Genomic DNA, 17,285 nt, shown 5'->3' on the forward strand with positions numbered 1-17,285 from the left:
GAAGCTCAAACGTTCTTCCAGAGGAACTCGCTCAACTTGCGCAGCTCATCGAACTGGCTGGCCAGCTCGAAGCTGAGCAGAAAAATGCCGACGTAGAACGCGCCCTGGTATTTGACGGACCAGTCCAGCACTGGCCTGGCAATGCGCTCCCGGAACATGGCGTGATTGAAGATTAAACATATGACGATGCCGAGGAAGGCGCCGGCTAGCACGTCCGTTGGATAGTGCATCCCTAAGTAAACACGCGGAAAACAGATGAAAACGATCGTAAAGATAAACGCAATGATGCCAAGTCGCCTGGAAGCCAGGTAAATGCCGGTGGCCACGGCGCACCACATCATCGCGTGGTCGCTGGGAAATGAACTCCACGTGCGCATCATCGGCGCCTTGCAGGCGGAGAGTTCCGACGGGAAGCGCATCATCAGCTCCGGGTTGGCAAAGGGGCGAACCCGGAAAGGCAGGTAATGCGCAAGCAGCCTTCCTACGAAAAGCGCAACGATTGTGGCGACTGCAGTCGAGACGACGATCTCCCGATCGCGGCGCGCCGTTGGACCGTTGCGGAACCAGATCCACCACAGCAGACATATCAAGCCCAGACCGCGCGTGAAATAAAATTTCTCGATGGCCATCGCCATGTAATCGAGCATGGCGGAGCGAAATGCAAAGTGGTTGATAAATCGGAGGATGCTGAGATCGAAGTTATTCACTGGAAGGCAAGGATTGCTACAAGGCCATGACACCTTCCATGTACTGACTGCCCCGTCGTCCAAATGTGAAAACGCTGCGACGAGTACCTTTCAGAATGACGACGCAGCAGAATTTGGCACTGTTTCTGCGTGGCAAACGGCCTCTCACGGTGGATCTTTCTCGTAACGCGTGATCCCCTCCGGCAACTGCACCCATGCGTGCCGCCGGCACTCGTATACGGAATCTTGCGGCGCAGGAAAATCCGGATCGGCAAAGGCACCCACCGCTACCATCACGTACTTGTCTTCCCCTTCCTCGGTGTGAAACACGTTGCTTCCGCAGACGGGACAGAAACGGAAACGAAACTTTGCACCCAGGTCTCCGGTGCGCACGTATTCGGTAGCAGTGCCGGTGACTTTATACGGAGCGGCGTAGGCAGCCAGCGCCGCGAAAACGCTGCCGGTGCGCTGCTGGCAGGCAAGGCAGTGGCAAACGCCCGCCCCCAATGTTTCGCCCTGTACTTCAATGCGAAGCTGCCCGCAGCAGCAGGAAGCGGTTTTGCCAGACATGGCTATCCCCAATAGTATCCAAGACTTCGCGGATGGTACGACTCATCGACACGGGGATATACAGCACCGGCCCGGTCAAACCGGGCCGGTGTCTTCGACATTCCGATCAATGCTGTTCGACGCGCTCACCGATCGCATCGAGCTCGGCAAGCACTTCATCCGATAGCTTCAATGAGGCGGCCTGCAGGTTCTCGCGCAAATGCGCCAACGAAGACGTGCCGGGAATCAGCAGGATATTGGGCGCGCGATGCAGCAGCCAGGCAAGTGCAACCTGCATCGGCGTGGCGCCGAGCGACGCGGCTATGCTGGACAGCGTCGATGACTGCAGCGGCGTGAAGCCACCAAGCGGAAAGAACGGTACATAAGCGATGCCTTTGCTCGCCAGTTCGTCGACCAGTGCCTCATCGCCACGCTGCACCAGGTTGTAATGGTTCTGCACGCAGACGATTTTCGCGATGCCCTGCGCTTCGGCAATTTGCGTCGACGTCACATTGCTCAGCCCGATGTGACGAACCAGTCCTTGCTGCTGAAGTTCGGCGAGCGCCGCGACCTGCTTGGCGATCGATCCTTCGGACGGTGCATGAACGTTGCCCATAATCCGCATGTTGACAACATCCAACCGCTCCAGCCCCAGATTGCGAAGGTTGTCATGGACACCCCGCTCGATCTCCTTCGGCTCCTGCGCGGGAAGCCACGAGCTGTCGCTGCCGCGGACGGCACCGACCTTCGTCACGATCGTCAGGTCATCCGAGTACGGATGCAGCGCCTCGCGAATGATCTGGTTGGTGACGTGCGGCCCGTAGAAATCGCTGGTGTCGATGTGATTGACGCCGGAAGCCACCGCTTCGCGCAGCACGGCGATCGCGGTGTCACGATCTTTCGGCGGCCCGAACACGCCGGGACCGGCCAACTGCATGGCTCCGTAACCCATGCGATTCACGGCGCGACCGCCGAGTGAAAAGGTACCTGCGGCAGAGAGAAGCTTGGACATGACGGTCTCCATAGATGGATGGGTGGGGTGCGGAGATCACTATGCGGCCAGCCCGTTTGTTAGATAATCCCCCTCAATGTGCACAGGCTGTGCAAAGGATTAAACAATGGCCGTGGAGATCAACGATCTCGCCGCTTTCGTTGCCGTGGCTCGGGCCGGCGGTTTCCGCGACGCGGCCCGCTTGAGCGGCGTATCCCCTTCCGGCCTCAGTATCGCCGTGCGCCGGCTCGAATCGAAGCTGGGTGTACGCCTGCTCAATCGCACCACGCGCAGTGTGGCACCGACCGAAGCAGGTTCGCTTCTCATCGAACGCCTCGCGCCGGCGCTCGCCGAAATGGAAGCAGCGCTGGACGTATTGAACGGCTTTCGCGACCGGCCAGCCGGCACGCTGAAGCTCAATGTACCGGCTGGTGCCGCGCGCATCATACTGCCGTCCATTCTGGCCGGGTTCCTGAAAACCTATCCCGACATCCGCGTGGAAGTCACCGTGGAGGACAGCTTCGTCGACCTGCTATCCGCAGGGTGCGATGCCGGCATCCGCTACGACGAGCGGCTCGAGAAGGACATGATCGCGATTCCGATCGGGCCTCGCGTGCAACGTTTCGCCACCGCCGCGGCGCCCAGTTACCTGGATACCCATGGCCGCCCGCAGCATCCGCGTGAACTGCTTTCCCACGTGTGCATGCGGGGGCAATTCGCCAGCGGCACAATACCGATCTGGGAATTCGAGCGCGATGGCGAAGTCGTACACGTCGATCCTTCCGGGCAACTGCTGGTCAGGCTCGGCGCCGCCATCGATTTGGCGATCAAGACCGCGGTCGCCGGGCTCGGCATCATCCATCTTTATGAAGACATGCTGCGTCCGCATCTGGACAGCGGCGAACTGGAACCCATTCTCGAACCATGGTGGCAGAACTTCTCGGGGCCGTTTCTCTATTACCCGGGACACCGCCATTTGCCCACCCCGTTGCGGGCGTTTGTGGATTTCGTGAAGGAAAGCCATGCATCGAACACTTCGTTGTCTTGAGTAGCGACGATTCTTTCACTTCTCGGAAGATTGACTGCCGCATGGCATCGCTTCGAAGAGCATGCCGACGCGCGTAAAGTGATCGATGATTCGCGCGCAGCGACTACGTTTCAACCGTACAGGAGCCCTCATCATGGCGACTTCCCCTTCGCCCCTGCTCGATCTGCTTGGCATCGAGCTGCCAATCATCCAGGCGCCCATGGCCGGCGTGTCTTCACCGGCAATGGCTGCGGCCGTCAGCAACAGCGGCGGCCTCGGATCGCTAGGCGTAGGCGCCATGACGGCGAAGCAAGCACGGGAAGCCATTGGGCAGTTTCGCGAACACAGCAGCGGACCGCTCAACGTGAACGTGTTCGTGCATCGGCCGGCGCAGGCCAATGCGCAAAAAGAAGCGGCGTGGATCGAGCGATTGCGCCCCGAATTCGAGCACTCCAACGCCAAACCGCCGGAGGCATTGCGCGAGATCTATACCTCTTTCCTTGTCGACGACGACATGCTGGCCATGCTCGTAGAAGAAAAGCCCAAGGTGGTGAGTTTCCACTTCGGCGCGCCGCGCCCCGAGCAGATCGCAGCGCTGCGCAAGGCAGGCATCGTGCTGCTGGCAAGCGCCACGACGGTGCAGGAAGCCCGCTTGCTTGAGGCGGCAGGCGTCGATGCCGTCGTTGCGCAAGGTTACGAAGCAGGCGGCCATCGCGGCATCTTCGATCCGGACGGTGAAGACAGCCGCCTTGGCACCTTCGCGCTGACGCGGTTGCTGGTGCGCACGCTCAACATTCCGGTGATCGCCGCAGGCGGCATCATGGACGGTGTCGGTATCGCGGCTGCACTGAAGCTAGGTGCGTCTGCCGCGCAATTGGGCACAGCGTTCATCGCCACCGACGAATCGCTCGCGGATGCGAGATTTCGCGAACTGCTCTTCAGCGATGCCGCGCATCACACCGTGATGACGCGCGTCATTTCCGGACGCCCCGCACGCAGTCTCGCCAATGCATTCACGCGCTGGGGTGCCGATGTGCCTGACGATGCGGTGCCCGACTATCCGATTACTTATGACGCCGGCAAATCGCTCAACGCAGCGGGCAAGGTGGCTGGGCAATACGGTTACGGCGCGCACTGGGCCGGGCAAGGTGCGCCGCTGGCGCGGGCGATGTCGACGCAGGCGTTGATGCGGGTGTTGAAGAGTGAATTGGAGCAGGCGTTGGGTTGAGAGTGTTAGCCGCGCTTTTGTCTTCTGTATCTCGCGATCAGCTTCCTGTGCGGTCCCTCCCCCTGCTTGCAGGGGGAGGTCAGGAGGGGGTGAACCCTTGCGGGAAAGTCTCAGGCAAGTGTTCACCCCACCCCGGCCCTCCCCTGCAAGCAGGGGAGGGAGCAAATGCTTCTCGCCACTTTAAGGATTAGGGAGAAATTGCATATCCCGCGGACGTGGCCACCTGTAGCACACTCCTCAACGCGCTACCTATCAACCCGCGAGGCCTACCCATGGACCGCATCGACGCCATGAAAATCTTCGTCGCGGCCTTGGACGAAGGCAGCCTCGCCGGTGCCAGTCGCAAGACTGGGCGATCGGCCGCCGCAGTAAGCCGGGCCATCGCCTTTCTGGAAACGCACGTGGGCGTACCGCTGCTGCACCGGACGACACGCTCCATCAAGCTGAGCGAAGCCGGCGAACGCTATGCGATCGCGTGCAGAAAACTGCTGATGGATCTGGAGGAAGCGGAGCGGCAGGCAGTAGGCGAGCGATCCGTGCCGCATGGCACCTTGATGATCACCGCGACTGTGTATTCCGGCGTGGAGCTGCTGCGCCCGATCGTCGATGCCTTCATGCAGCAATATCCAACCGTGACCGTGCGCATGCATCTGCTGGAACGGCCGGTGAACTTGATCGATGAAGGCATGGACCTGGCCCTTCGCATTACGCATCTGGCTGATTCCACACTGGTCGCGCATCGCATCGGCGAAGTCCGCCGTGTCGTCGTGGCGTCGCCGCGCTATCTGGCAACCCACCCGCGCATCGCGGAGCCGGCGGACTTGAGCAAACACCCGGTCATTGCCATGCAGCACTCGGGCGTGGATTCGTGGAGTTTTCCGCCGTTGGAAAAATCCTCGGTGCCGCGCGCCGTTTCCTTCACGCCGCGCCTGGTGGTCAACAGCGTGCGTGCTGCGGTGGCATCTGCGGTGGAAGGCCATGGCGTTACACGTGTGCTGTCCTATCACGTGGCGGCGGAAATCAAGCAAGGCTTGCTGCACATCGTGCTGGCCGATGCGGAGCCCGCACCAGTTCCCGTGCATCTCGTTTCGCCGTTTGGACGGCTTTCCGTGCCTAAGGTACGCGCCTTCGTCGACTTCGCCCTGCCGCGTCTGCGCTCGGAGTTTGCACGTCGTGCCAAGGATGCCCAAACGCCACCCGAGCCGCCGACTCCACCGCGGCGCGGAAGAGTGTCTGCCGGATAGCAGGGATTCGCTATTGCGTATCGAGAGCCTAGATTGAAGGTGTCGGCGCCACTGGCCCGATCAGTTTCTCACTGACTCCCTTCATTCCTCGAGAGATACGCATATGAACAACTCACGCAAAGTCGTTGTCATCACCGGCGCTTCGCAAGGCATCGGCGCAGGCCTGGTTAAAGCCTTCCGCGATCGCGATTACCGCGTCGTGGCCAATTCGCGTTCCATCAAGCCGTCGAGCGATCCCGACGTCGTCACAGTAGCGGGCGATATTTCCGATCGCACTGTCGCCGAACGCATCATCCAGGAAGCGCTGTCCCGTTTCGGCCGCATCGATACGCTGGTCAACAATGCCGGCTTATTCGTCGCCAAGCCGTTTACGGCGTACACCACGGAAGACTACGCCAGCATTCTGGCGGTGAACCTCCACGGCTTTTTCCACATCACGCAACTCGCCGTGGCTGAGATGGAAAAGCAAGGTAGCGGCCACATCGTCAGCATCACCACCACGCTGGCCGAATACGCCATTGATGGCGTGCCTTCTGTGCTGGCCTCGCTGACCAAGGGCGGCCTGAATTCGGCGACCAAGTCGCTGGCCATCGAATACGCCAAGCGCGGCATTCGCGTGAATGCGGTGGCACCGGGCGTCATCAAGACGCCGATGCATGCACCTAAAACACATGCCGCACTGGCGTCACTGCATCCCGTCGGCCGCCTCGGCGAAATCAGCGACATCACCGATGCCGTGCTTTATCTCGAATCCGCGGGCTTCGTCACCGGCGAGATCCTGCACGTCGACGGCGGCCAGAGCGCCGGTCACTGAGCACGTTCGCTTCCATAACTACGAGGAGAACCATCATGCCTATCATCAACATTCAGATCACCCGCGAAGGCACGAGTCCCGCCCGCAACGCCGCCACCGCCGAGGAAAAGGCGGCCGTGATCAAGGGCGTCAGTCAGGTGCTGCTGGACGTGCTGAACAAGCCGCTCGATTCCACTTTCGTGGTCATCGAGGAAGTGGAGCTTGAGAACTTCGGGTGGGGCGGCTTGCCTGTGCCCGAATTCCGCAAGCAGCAGGCGAACAAGAAGTAACGCATACAGTTGCGCAGCCAGAGGCTGCGCAACTGCTATCTGAGGATCATGCACATGTCAGCGCAAGTAGGTTCAAGCATGTATGAGCTGAGCACCAAGCGAGCCAGTTATGTGGAACGCAATGCATCGTATTGGCAACGCAATTTGGTGGTGTGCGTGTTCGGCTCGTTTACTACGCTGGTGAGCCTCAGCATGTTGCTTCCCTTTCTACCGCTGTACGTGCAGCAGCTTGGCGTGACATCGACGGCTGCCGTCATCCAGTGGTCCGGTGTCGCCTTCGGCGCTACGTTTCTTGGCACCGCTGTCACCGCGCCACTCTGGGGCCATCTCGCCGATCGCTACGGACGCAAGCCCATGCTGGTGCGCGCGGCTATCGGCATGGCGGTGATGATGTCCTTGATCGGCTTGGCCCACAATGTAGTGGAATTAGTGGTGCTACGCCTGGTAGCGGGCTTAATCGGTGGCTATGCCGCGGCATCGATCGTCATGATCGGCACGCAGGCACCACGCGAACGTTCGGGCTGGGCGCTGGGCGTGCTGTCCACCGGTGGGTTGACCGGCAGTCTGGTCGGTCCGCTCGTTGGCGGCTTTCTGCCGACATGGGTCGGCATACGTGGCAGTTTTTTCATCGGCGGCGCGCTGATCGCCATCGCAGCCGCAGCGACGATATTGCTGGTTCGGGAAGATTTCGATCGCGAGTCGGATGCCAAGCCGCAGGTTGCCCAACATGCGGAGGCGACCGCGCCTGCCCATCGCGCGCTCGTCATCGCCCTGTTGATCACCGCCATGATGGTGCTGCTGGCCAACATGTCGATCGAACCGATCATCACGGTGTACATCGGTCAACTCGGCGTCCCCGACGATCACCTGGCGCGCATCGCGGGTATCGTCATGGCCGCTTCCGCGTTCGGCAGCATGCTGACCGCCTCACGACTGGGTGCACTCGCCGATCGCGTGGGCAGTTGGAAGGTGATCATCGGTGGCTTGGTGGCGACCGGTTTGGTGATGGTGCCGCAGGCGTTCGTAACGCAGTGGTGGCAGCTGGCGGTGTTGCGCGCGTTGATGGGCATGACGCTGGCCGGCCTGCTTCCGTCCATCGCAAAACTAGTACGTCAGATGGTGCACGAACACAGCACCGGCAAGACGCTCGGTTATCTGCAATCCGCGCAATTTGCCGGCCAGGTGGTCGGCCCGCTGATCGGCGGCCAGATCGGTGCATACGCCGGCTTGCGTGAAGTATTTTTCTTCACCGCATTGCTGCTGATCTTATGCGCAGCGCTCACTCAATGGATGCGCGTGCGGGAGACAAAGGCTTTGCGTTCCTGATCCGCCATCCACCTAGTACTCAATGGAAGATTCGACGCGGCTAGCGCGCCTAATCGATGGCATCGGGTGGCCGAACGCGGGTAGGAATGCGAGCACAATGTTGAATTCTTGCGAGAGTTCGTCACCCCGGCGAAAGCCGGGGCCCAGCGACTTTGATGTGCAAAGACACTGGATGATTCGCTTCGCTCACCCCTTCGGGGCCGTCCTTCGGACGTTCTTCGCGCTTCGCGCTATGTCCGGCTTTCGCCGGGACGACGAGAAAAGCCATCAACGCCCCACAAGCTGTTGCAACTGCGCCGGGTAACGCTCACCCACCACCGTGATCTGCGTAAGCGCCGACTGGATGGCAATCAGATCATCCTCCGTCAATTCGACGCCGGCAGCACCGATGTTCTCTTCCAGTCGATGCAACTTGGTCGTACCCGGAATTGGCACGATCCACCGATTCTGTGCCAACAACCAGGCAATGGCGATTTGCGCGCGCGTGCCACCTTTGCGCTCGGCAATGTGGCCGAGCACATCCACCAGGCCAGCATTGGCTTTGCGGTTTTCCTCGGAGAAGCGCGGCACGATATTGCGGAAATCGCTCTGGTCGAAGGTGGTGTTTTCGTTGATGGCGCCGGTGAGAAAACCCTTGCCGAGCGGGCTGAACGGCACGAAGCCGATGCCCAGTTCTTCCAGCGTCGGCAGGATGTCCTGCTCCGGCTCACGCCACCACAGCGAGTATTCGCTCTGCAACGCGGTAACCGGCTGCACGGCGTGGGCGCGGCGAATCGATTGCGCGCCGGCTTCGGACATGCCGAAGTGCTTCACCTTACCTTGCTGGATCAGCTCCTTGACGGTACCGGCTACGTCTTCGATCGGTACGTTCGGATCGACGCGATGTTGATAAAACAGGTCGATGCGATCCGTCTTCAGGCGCTTCAGCGATGCCTCGGCCACAGCGCGGATGCGCTCGGGGCGGCTGTCGAGACCTTGGTTCGGGTAGCCTTCCTTGAAGCCGAATTTGGTGGCGATCACCACTTGGTCGCGAAACGGTGCCACCGCTTCGCCGAGCAGTTCCTCGTTCGTGAACGGGCCGTAGACTTCGGCGGTATCGAAGAAGGTGACGCCGCGCTCGAATGCGCTACGAATGAGTTGGACGCCCGTGGATTTTTCAACCGCTGGGCCATAGCCGAAGCTCAAGCCCATGCAGCCCAGGCCGATCGCCGAGACTTCCAGGCCGCTGTTACCGAGTGTGCGCTTTTGCATGACCATGTTCTCCAAGCGATGCACGACGCGAAGAAGCGTCGTTTGATGCACACATGCTACGGAGGAGAACTGCGGCGATTAAGATCGCCAGACCGCATGGCCTTATGTGTGGCGTTCATCAATTCCGGTTTGATCAGTTTACAACGGCCCGTTGTAGCGCAACGCTTCGATCACCACCGCAAGAGCGCGCGCGGATTGGCGGCGACTCGGGTAATACAGGTGATAACCGGGAAACGTGGGGCACCAGTTTTCCAGCACGCGCTCGAGATGTCCCTCGCTCACGTGCCGCTGCACCATGTCGTCCGGCAGATAGGCCAGCCCGAATCCGGCCAGTGCCGCGCGGAGGATCGCGCTGCTGGTGTTGAACACCCACTGCCCTTCCACGCGCGCCTTGAGTTCGTGTCCTTTGCGCGCGAATTCCCACGCCATCAAGCCGCCATGCGTGGGCAACCGAAGATTGATGCAATCGTGCGCCGCCAAGTCTTGTGGCTTCTGCGGACGCGTCCGGCGCGCGAAATAGGCCGGCGCACCGACCACCGCCATGCGCATGTCCGGTGCGATACGCACGGCAATCATGTCCTTCTCCACCTGATCGCCCAGCCGCACGCCGGCGTCGTAGCGCTGCGCCACGATATCGGTGAGACCGTAGTCGACACTGATTTCCACCTTGATGTCGGGATAGTCCGGCAGCACCTTCGCTAGCTTGGGCCATAGCACGGAATTGACGGCATGTTCGGCGGTGGTGATACGCACGGTGCCCGCGGGTTTGTCGCGGAGTTCGCTCAAGGCAGACAGCTCCGCTTCGATCTCTTCGAAGCGCGGACCGACGGTGCGCAGCAATCGCTCGCCGGCTTCAGTGGGCGACACGCTGCGCGTAGTGCGGGTCAGCAACCGCAACCCAAGCCGCGTTTCCAGCGCGCGAATGGTATGGCTCAACGCCGACTGGGACACGCCAAGCTGTGCCGCCGCGCGCGTAAAGCTGCCCTCCCGCGCCACCGCGAGGAAGGCGAGCAGATCACTGAAGGTCTCGCGCGGCATTCATGAACCCCTTTCATGGGCGAGGCCGGATTATACGGCGCTACCCTGGCGGGCGGACTCGAGCGCCCGACGGCCTGCATTCACCCGCAGGACATCCGGAACCGGTGAGACTTCATGGTTTCAAAGCACCGTATCATCCAGAAAACAGGGAATGCTCGTGCCGTACCGCAATACCTTTCGACGCACTCTTTGCCGGAACGTGGCAAGCCTCTCGCTGACGGTAGCCTGTCTCGGCGCAACTCGCCCGGCTTATGCACTAAAAAGCGCGTCGCACGACGCGGCGCCCAATCAGCTCGCCACGCAGGTGAACGACGACCGCATGACGCTGAGCATGGCGCGAGTGCCGCAGGTTTATCTCTATGGCCCGATCGACATTGATGCGCCGCACCGGTTCGAAGCGCTGATGAAATCGGGAAAGATTCCGACTGGTTCGGACATCTATTTGAATTCGCCCGGCGGAAGCGTTGACGCGGGCATGGCATTGGGTCGGTTGTTTCGGCAAGGCTCGATGGTGACGCATCTGGGCACGCCGCGACTGCCCAAGGGCTCCAAGACCATCGTCAACAAATCCGCCATCTGCGAAGGCGCCTGCGCCTACGCCTATCTGGGCGGGCTGTACCGCTGGGCCGCCAGCGGCAGCGATCGCATTGGCTTTCCCACCTATCCGGCGCAGCGCGCACCCGAACAGGTCGACGCTTATTTGAAAGACATGGGCATCGATTCCGCAGCGCTCGCTGCAGTTTCAGCGACAGGAGCGGCCGACCCAGCGCTATGGCCGAATGCGGACGAGATGATCGCCAAGGGCCTGGCCAACAACGGCCGGCTCAACCTGGTCGCCACCTATAAATTCATGCAAGACGCACCGTATCTCGAGCTCAAGCAGGACGATCGCAACGGCGAGCACAAGATCACGTTCTTGTGCAAACCAGGCGGCGCGGAACTCACCACCTATGACACGATCGGCACTGTGCGTGCGCGGGAAACCGTAGCCCGCACGACGCACTCGTATTTCGAAATCAACCAGCAGGAAACGCTGCCACAGCAGGCCGGCGCCACCGCGGTCGACCAGTCCGTAGTGCTTCAACGCATCTATCCGCTGGATCAATTGCAGAGAGTAGCATCCGCGCAGGCAATGGGTGCATGGGTACGTGATCGCACCGGCCTTCGTTACGGCTTTGCCTTCGAAGTAGGCGGCGTACGGAAGGTGCTCAACGATTTCTACAACGCTTGTTCGTTGGCGACACAGCAACATTCCTGAAACACCCGCGACGGGTGTAGCTTGCATCTACCTGACAAGGCCATAGCGTTCTGATGCGCTATGGCCTTTTTCATGCGGCCACTAAGCAATAACTAAGACTTGAAACACAAGTGAGCTAGCCCCGACTCGCTTGGTCACTCTATATAGAAAAGGCGCAATCGGGCCGCTGGCACGACGCCAAACAACGCCCGCATGTCACCGTGTTGCAACAAAACACGCTGCTCGCAATGCAGCCATCGGCACCGCGCGCATGACGATCGGATTCGTACACAACCATCACTGTACTGCGTCTTTGAAGGGGATTTTCTTAAATGAGCACATGCACGCATGGCCGAAAGATTCTGGCCGCCCTCATTGCCATCGGCCTGATGGGCGATGTTATCGCTGCACCTTCCACCAACGACCAAGGCAGTGCACCACAGTCCCAGGACACCGCATCGGATCAGAACAGCTCGTCGGTGCAGACCTCGTCCAAGGACAAGGTTAAGCAGCTTGGTGGCATATCGGTGAGCGCCAACGTACAGAACGTTCCCCCGACCGCGGCGTACACGCAAAGCCTGATCGACGAAGACACGATCCGCAATCTATCGCCCGGGCCTACCCTGACCGTGCAGACCATGCTGAATCAGCAACCGTCAGTGTTCGCTTACGCCAACGGCCCGAACGGCGTCGAAACCACCATCTACCTGCGCGCGTTCAATTCCAGCCAGTTCTCCGAAACATTCGATGGCGTGGCGCTCAATGACTTGTTCAACGGCGGCGTGACCAATCAGGCGGAAAACCGCAACAATGTGCTGCTGATTCCTGGCAATCTGCAGACGGTGGAAATCTATCGCGGTATCAACAACCCCGCCGTGAACTCCTACAACTCGCTCGGCGGCACCATCAATTTCGTGCCGCGCCAACCTGACGACACGATGGGTGGCAGCGTTGGCGCCAGCTACGGCAGCTTCAAGAGCTGGGACTATCACGGCACCTTCAATACCGGCGATTGGAACGGCATCAAGCAGGTGTTCTCGTTCGAGCATTCGGCCAGTCGTGGCTGGATCGACAATACCGGTGATCACAACAACAACTTCTATTGGGGTCTGACTTACGACTTCAACGACAACAACCGCCTGTCGAACTATCTGCTGTTCAACAACAACAAGGGTTTCTCACCCTTCAACATGCCAGCGCCGCTGCAGCAGCAATACGGTCGCAATTACCAATGGCCGCTCAGCTGGACCAACTCGCCCATCAAAGACACCAACTGGATGGACATCGTCGACTTCAAATCGAAATTCAGCGATGACATCCTGTTCCAGAACAAGTTTTTCTTCGGCCGCAACGACTATCTGCGCACCTCGTTTTCGAACCCGCTCTTCCAGGAGAGCGCGACACAGCCTTATGGCCTGGAAGATACGCCGAGCTCCTTCGCGTTCTGGCTGAGCAATCCCAACGGCCCCACTTACGATCCGGCGTCAGTATTCGGCTCTGTTCAAAACGGCACCGCCTACCATTTCTATGGCTACACCACGAAAGGCGTCGGCGATACGCCAACGCTTACGCTCAAGCTGCCGCAGAACGAAATCGTCATCGGTGCGAATGCCACCTACGGCGAGCTTTACTCGCGCGAATACTGGTACGGCTCAGCCCCGGTACCGAAGATCCTTGGCTACAACGACACCTGGGACGAACACGACCGCCGCACGCTGACGTCCTTCTTCGCGCAAGACACCATCAGCCTGTTCGATAACACCCTGCACCTCACGCCGGGCGTGAAATACATCTACGCCAGCACGACTGATCGTGATGCAGTCGGCATCTACTACCCGATAGCCGGCGAAGTGCACGACACGGAACATTTCGTGTCGCCCACCTTCGGCATCAATTACCAGATCGTGGATGGCTTGAACGTCTATGCCTCCTACGGCAAAAATTTCAAGCTGCCGGATATCTCTGCCTACTACGGCGCCTTCCAGACGGATGCCAACGGCAACAACACCATCGCTCCGCCCCACGTGAAACCCGAGTACGTGCAGGATTACGAAATCGGTGTGCGCTATCAGCAAGACGGTTTCAGCGTGGCGATTAACGGCTATCGCGAAAACTTCCAGAACACCTTCGTCACCGTCACCGATCCTGTCACTTTGCTCAGCACATTCACCAATGGCGGCAGCTCGCGCTACCAAGGTGGGGAGCTGCAGTTGCAAAACAACTTTGGTGCCACAGCATTCGGTGACTTCAGTGCGTACTTCAACTATGCGCACAACCAGGCCAAGTTCACTTCCAGCTTCACCTCCGATTACGCGGGAACGGTGAACGCCGGCCAGCCGTTAGCGGGCGTGCCGCAGGATCTGATCAGCGCCGGATTCGTGTGGAAGTACGAAGGCTGGCGTTTCAATCTGGATGCGCGCTTTGTCGGCAAGCAGTACGTCGACCAGCTGTATGCGGGCACGCCGACGGCATCCACGATCAAACCGTTTGCGGTGGTCAACCTCGGGGTCAGCGATACGATTCGTTTGCGGGACTCGGGCTTCGGCAAACAAATCCGCGTCGGCTTGAATGTCGACAATCTGCTGAATCGCGAGTATTTGAATACGGCGTATACGGATACGGATTACTTCGGCAACAGTTTCATTCGCGGGATCATCGCGCCGCCGCGGACGATTACGGGAAGTATTGACGTCGATTTTTGAGCTTGCTGAGATAAACCCTCCCCTGCAAGCAGGGGAGGGAGTAGCTCGTGGCGAGCATAAACACTTCACTCAATCCATCACCGCCAACACGCACTCATCCGCACCAAAACTGCGGCAGCACACTTCGAAGATCGACAAACCCTGCGATGCAACAACCGGTCCAAGCAAACCCTCCAAGTAACCGCTGAGGAACTTGCAGCCGGAATGTCCATCTTCGGCGCACAACGGACTGTTGCGGATGTGCAACTGGTTGCCGGCGTATTCGACCTCAAGTAACGCGCTCAACGCAGGAACGCCTACGCGCGTCATGGCCGCTTCCAGATCCATTTTCGTATTCAGCGCATGCTGGCGTTCGAACACCCACGCGCCGATGCGCTGACCAGCCAGCAGGAGCGACGATTCACGCGCACCCGCCTCCACCGACTGCTCCAGCTTTTTCATCCCGGGGAAGATCTGCGGGTAATCGCCCATCAGCTTGGGCAGCAGTTTTTCCACCGCTGCCACGTCCGCATCGAGTTGGACCAGTTCCACGAAAGGCTCCAACACCGGCGCTGATACGGGCGCAGGCGCAGGAGTGCGGATAAAGACGAACTCCGGTTCGGGTTCGGGTTCCGGTTCCGGCACGGGTTGCGGCTTTGCTTCCGGCAATACGACTTCCGCTACCGGTGGCGCGGGACGAACTTGCGGCACGCCGGCCGTTGCGAAGATATCCGGTTTGGCCGCTGGCTTCTCCGCAGCTGGCGCAGGTGCCGGCGCGGGTGGCGGTGGCGGCACGTAGTCCTTGGCCACGGAACGCGATGCCGCGAAATGCGGTTTCGGCGATCCTTCCACAAACGGCGAGACCTCGAAGCTGACGATACGCTCGTGCGCATCCAGCGCAGTCTCCAGCGCACGCTGCTTGCGCTCGGGTCCACGCACGATCATGGTCAACAGCACGCCATGCGGATCATCTGCCAGGCGCTGCCGCACCAAAGCGAAGCCGCACGCGGCGGCGACTCGTCCGACGTCCATAAGCAGACCCTCTCGCGAAAGCGAGAGCGCCTGAAGTTCCAGCTCGATCATTAGGCCCCCCTGTGTCGATGCTGGTGATTGAGTGAAGGCCAAAAGTATGAATGATTTCGCCGGAAATTACCGTGATACGTCTCAAGCCGCATGCAGGCGCTCGATCGCGCATGGCGCACACCATGCCAGAACCCGTCTCTTGAGGCCAACGCCTGTCCGATCGTTCCCTCGGCCATGCATATAAAGCGCCATCGTCGGCCGTTTTCAGGCCGAGGGCGATCGATGCGCGGACTTTTTTAAGCGTGCGCCGGCCCGTGTTCACCGCGCCAGAAGGAAAACACCAATAGCACCGATGCCAGCGCCAGGTACGCGCCGGCGAACTGCAGGGCGATCGAACGCATGGCCGGTTCAAGCGTCCACGGCAGATACAAATTGCCGGCCGGCGTGACCGAATGAATCACGCCGAACAGCGTCAGCGCTCCGCCCAGCAGAGCGATCCACGCCGCCCGGCGAGGTTTGCCGTCAATCATCGCCACGACAAAGCTGGCCCAGACCATCGAGGTGATGATGAACCCGTTGCCGAGCACATTGATCACCGCCAGCTCGGAAATGCCTTGTGACGCATCGTTGTACAGCGCGGTGAAATGATCAGGCGAGACATACGTGGGATCACCCAGCTTGATCGCGACCATGCGCGCAATGGCCGGAAAGAAACTGAACACCACGGCCGCGGCATGACGCACCGGTGTCGCCTCGAACGCCTGTGCGGTGATGCCGATGGCGACGAAGATCAGGATCGGTGCAAGCACCGCCAGCGGCAGCATTTCCACCAGATTGGACAGATAACCAAAGATGCCGCCCAGGCCGATCACGATGCCGGTAACGAGGGTATAACCCGTGCGCGCACCCATCGTGCGATACGCCGGCTGACCGATGTATGGCGTGGTTTGCGCGACACCACCGCAGAAGCCGGCGATCAAGGTCGCCAGCGCTTCCACCAGCAAAATGTCGCGGGTGTTGTAGTCGTCGCCGGCGGCGCGCGCGCTTTCGGTGACGTTGATGCCGCCCACCACCATCAGCAGGCCGAACGGAAGAATCAGCGGCAGATACGGCACCGTCAGCGGCAGGCCGGGCAGCCACTGCAAGGTCGGCCACGGCAGCGCGAAGCGCCACTGCCATGCCGCCATCGGATGATAACCATGGCCCAGCAAACCGAGCGGACCCAGCACGACGTACAACAGCACGCCGACAACAAAAGCAACCAGCACGCCCGGCAGATTCCACGGCATGTGCCCGCGCGCCACCAGCGCGTACAGCACCACACCGAGACCCGCAAAGCCGACCACCGGCACCTTCATGATTTCCACCAGCGGTAGAAAACCCATCAGCACCAGCGCAATGCCCGCGATCGAACCCAGCAAACCTGCGCGCGGAACATGCCGCTGCACCATCGCGCCGAAAAAGGAAAGCACGGTCTTGAACACGCCCATCACCACCAGCGACGCCATGCCCAACTGCCAGGTGGCGATTGCCGCCGCATGCTCATCCATGCCCGCCTGCTTGTAGCTGAGAAACGCCGGACCCAGCACCAACAGCGCCATGCCGATGGTGGTCGGCGCATCCACGCCCAGCGGCATGGCAGTGGTATCCGCCTTGCCGGCACGTCGCGCCACGCGACGCGCCATCACCGTATACGCAAGATTGCCGAGCAGAATGCCCAGCGTGGTGCCGGGAAACATTCGTGTGTACACGAGATCGGCGGGGAACCCGAAGATGCCGATCAAGGCGGTGGCAAGAAAAGCCATCACGGACAGATTGTCCACCAGCAAACCCAGAAAGCCGTTGAAGTCGGCGCTGACGAAGAGAGGAAGTTTGTTGGTGGATTTGCTCACTAGTGATGTCTCAAGTTGCTCTTGCGTGA

Annotated in this window: 15 protein-coding genes; 8 read left to right on the top strand and 7 right to left on the bottom strand. The window is 60.3% G+C overall.

The genetic code is table 11. The annotated features are described in order from the left end of the window. Positions 1–5: 5 nt before the first annotated feature. The 3 genes from ISP18_RS11300 to ISP18_RS11310 form a co-directional block, all read right to left on the bottom strand. Positions 6–635, bottom strand: a complete 630-nt coding sequence (locus ISP18_RS11300) for a phosphatase PAP2 family protein (RefSeq protein ID WP_380006656.1) — start codon at positions 633–635, stop codon at positions 6–8. Positions 636–851: 216 nt separating this feature from the next. Continuing rightward, positions 852–1,256 (bottom strand): GFA family protein, encoded by a 405-nt coding sequence (locus ISP18_RS11305; protein ID WP_380006653.1) that lies wholly within the window; start codon positions 1,254–1,256, stop codon positions 852–854. Between the two features lie 106 nt (positions 1,257–1,362). Continuing rightward, the gene (locus tag ISP18_RS11310; RefSeq protein WP_380006650.1) at positions 1,363–2,247 is read right to left on the bottom strand and encodes an aldo/keto reductase family oxidoreductase; all 885 of its coding nucleotides are present in this window, start codon (positions 2,245–2,247) and stop codon (positions 1,363–1,365) included. Between the two features lie 106 nt (positions 2,248–2,353). On the opposite strand from ISP18_RS11310, the gene ISP18_RS11315 reads away from it, so the two are divergent. The 6 genes from ISP18_RS11315 (at position 2,354) to ISP18_RS11340 (ending at position 8,134) form a co-directional block, all read left to right on the top strand. Then, a complete protein-coding gene (locus ISP18_RS11315) occupies positions 2,354–3,274 on the top strand; it encodes a LysR family transcriptional regulator (protein WP_380006647.1) in 921 nt (306 codons plus the stop codon). A gap of 133 nt (positions 3,275–3,407) precedes the next feature. Further along, on the top strand, positions 3,408–4,481 hold the full coding sequence (locus tag ISP18_RS11320; protein WP_380006644.1) for an NAD(P)H-dependent flavin oxidoreductase: 1,074 nt from the start codon (positions 3,408–3,410) through the stop codon (positions 4,479–4,481). Between the two features lie 272 nt (positions 4,482–4,753). Continuing rightward, entirely contained in the window at positions 4,754–5,725 is a 972-nt protein-coding gene (locus ISP18_RS11325; RefSeq protein WP_380006641.1) for a LysR family transcriptional regulator, read from the top strand. 103 nt (positions 5,726–5,828) lie between these two features. Next, a complete protein-coding gene (locus tag ISP18_RS11330) occupies positions 5,829–6,539 on the top strand; it encodes an SDR family NAD(P)-dependent oxidoreductase (protein ID WP_380006638.1) in 711 nt (236 codons plus the stop codon). Between the two features lie 35 nt (positions 6,540–6,574). Further along, positions 6,575–6,808, top strand: coding sequence for a tautomerase family protein (locus ISP18_RS11335; RefSeq protein ID WP_380006635.1), 234 nt, complete (start codon positions 6,575–6,577; stop codon positions 6,806–6,808). A 54-nt stretch (positions 6,809–6,862) separates the two neighbouring features. Continuing rightward, entirely contained in the window at positions 6,863–8,134 is a 1,272-nt protein-coding gene (locus ISP18_RS11340) for an MFS transporter (protein WP_380006632.1), read from the top strand. A gap of 267 nt (positions 8,135–8,401) precedes the next feature. On the opposite strand, the gene ISP18_RS11345 is transcribed toward ISP18_RS11340, so the two are convergent. Further along, entirely contained in the window at positions 8,402–9,385 is a 984-nt protein-coding gene (locus ISP18_RS11345) for an aldo/keto reductase (RefSeq protein ID WP_380006629.1), read from the bottom strand. 138 nt (positions 9,386–9,523) lie between these two features. Beyond that, positions 9,524–10,423: a LysR family transcriptional regulator gene (locus tag ISP18_RS11350; RefSeq protein ID WP_380006625.1), complete on the bottom strand. Its 900-nt coding sequence runs from the start codon at positions 10,421–10,423 to the stop codon at positions 9,524–9,526. 151 nt (positions 10,424–10,574) lie between these two features. Between ISP18_RS11350 and ISP18_RS11355 the strand changes: the two genes are divergently transcribed. Then, on the top strand, positions 10,575–11,681 hold the full coding sequence (locus tag ISP18_RS11355) for a hypothetical protein (protein ID WP_380006622.1): 1,107 nt from the start codon (positions 10,575–10,577) through the stop codon (positions 11,679–11,681). Positions 11,682–11,992: 311 nt separating this feature from the next. Continuing rightward, positions 11,993–14,362 carry a TonB-dependent receptor gene (locus ISP18_RS11360; protein WP_380006619.1) on the top strand — a complete coding sequence of 790 codons (2,370 nt, stop codon included), beginning with the start codon at positions 11,993–11,995 and terminating at the stop codon, positions 14,360–14,362. A 69-nt stretch (positions 14,363–14,431) separates the two neighbouring features. Here the strand turns inward: ISP18_RS11360 and ISP18_RS11365 are convergent, their stop codons facing one another. Together ISP18_RS11365 and ISP18_RS11370 are read right to left on the bottom strand one after the other, a co-directional pair. Then, a complete protein-coding gene (locus ISP18_RS11365; RefSeq protein ID WP_380006617.1) occupies positions 14,432–15,424 on the bottom strand; it encodes a hypothetical protein in 993 nt (330 codons plus the stop codon). Between the two features lie 236 nt (positions 15,425–15,660). Next, positions 15,661–17,256 (bottom strand): hypothetical protein, encoded by a 1,596-nt coding sequence (locus tag ISP18_RS11370; RefSeq protein WP_380006614.1) that lies wholly within the window; start codon positions 17,254–17,256, stop codon positions 15,661–15,663. Positions 17,257–17,285: the final 29 nt, after the last annotated feature.

This window comes from Dyella humi, assembly GCF_044904605.1.
Lineage (GTDB): Bacteria > Pseudomonadota > Gammaproteobacteria > Xanthomonadales > Rhodanobacteraceae > Dyella_B > Dyella_B humi.

Excerpts from the sequence above, each read along its gene's own strand:
- ISP18_RS11320 (WP_380006644.1), top strand. The coding sequence starts at position 3,408 with ATGGCGACTTCCCCTTCGCCCCTGCTCGATCTGCTTGGCATCGAGCTG.
- ISP18_RS11365 (WP_380006617.1), bottom strand. The coding sequence starts at position 15,424 with ATGATCGAGCTGGAACTTCAGGCGCTCTCGCTTTCGCGAGAGGGTCTG.
- ISP18_RS11315 (WP_380006647.1), top strand. The coding sequence starts at position 2,354 with ATGGCCGTGGAGATCAACGATCTCGCCGCTTTCGTTGCCGTGGCTCGG.
- ISP18_RS11300 (WP_380006656.1), bottom strand. The coding sequence starts at position 635 with ATGGCGATGGCCATCGAGAAATTTTATTTCACGCGCGGTCTGGGCTTG.
- ISP18_RS11360 (WP_380006619.1), top strand. The coding sequence starts at position 11,993 with ATGAGCACATGCACGCATGGCCGAAAGATTCTGGCCGCCCTCATTGCC.
- ISP18_RS11325 (WP_380006641.1), top strand. The coding sequence starts at position 4,754 with ATGGACCGCATCGACGCCATGAAAATCTTCGTCGCGGCCTTGGACGAA.
- ISP18_RS11335 (WP_380006635.1), top strand. The coding sequence starts at position 6,575 with ATGCCTATCATCAACATTCAGATCACCCGCGAAGGCACGAGTCCCGCC.
- ISP18_RS11355 (WP_380006622.1), top strand. The coding sequence starts at position 10,575 with ATGCTCGTGCCGTACCGCAATACCTTTCGACGCACTCTTTGCCGGAAC.
- ISP18_RS11330 (WP_380006638.1), top strand. The coding sequence starts at position 5,829 with ATGAACAACTCACGCAAAGTCGTTGTCATCACCGGCGCTTCGCAAGGC.
- ISP18_RS11310 (WP_380006650.1), bottom strand. The coding sequence starts at position 2,247 with ATGTCCAAGCTTCTCTCTGCCGCAGGTACCTTTTCACTCGGCGGTCGC.
- ISP18_RS11350 (WP_380006625.1), bottom strand. The coding sequence starts at position 10,423 with ATGCCGCGCGAGACCTTCAGTGATCTGCTCGCCTTCCTCGCGGTGGCG.
- ISP18_RS11345 (WP_380006629.1), bottom strand. The coding sequence starts at position 9,385 with ATGCAAAAGCGCACACTCGGTAACAGCGGCCTGGAAGTCTCGGCGATC.
- ISP18_RS11305 (WP_380006653.1), bottom strand. The coding sequence starts at position 1,256 with ATGTCTGGCAAAACCGCTTCCTGCTGCTGCGGGCAGCTTCGCATTGAA.
- ISP18_RS11340 (WP_380006632.1), top strand. The coding sequence starts at position 6,863 with ATGTCAGCGCAAGTAGGTTCAAGCATGTATGAGCTGAGCACCAAGCGA.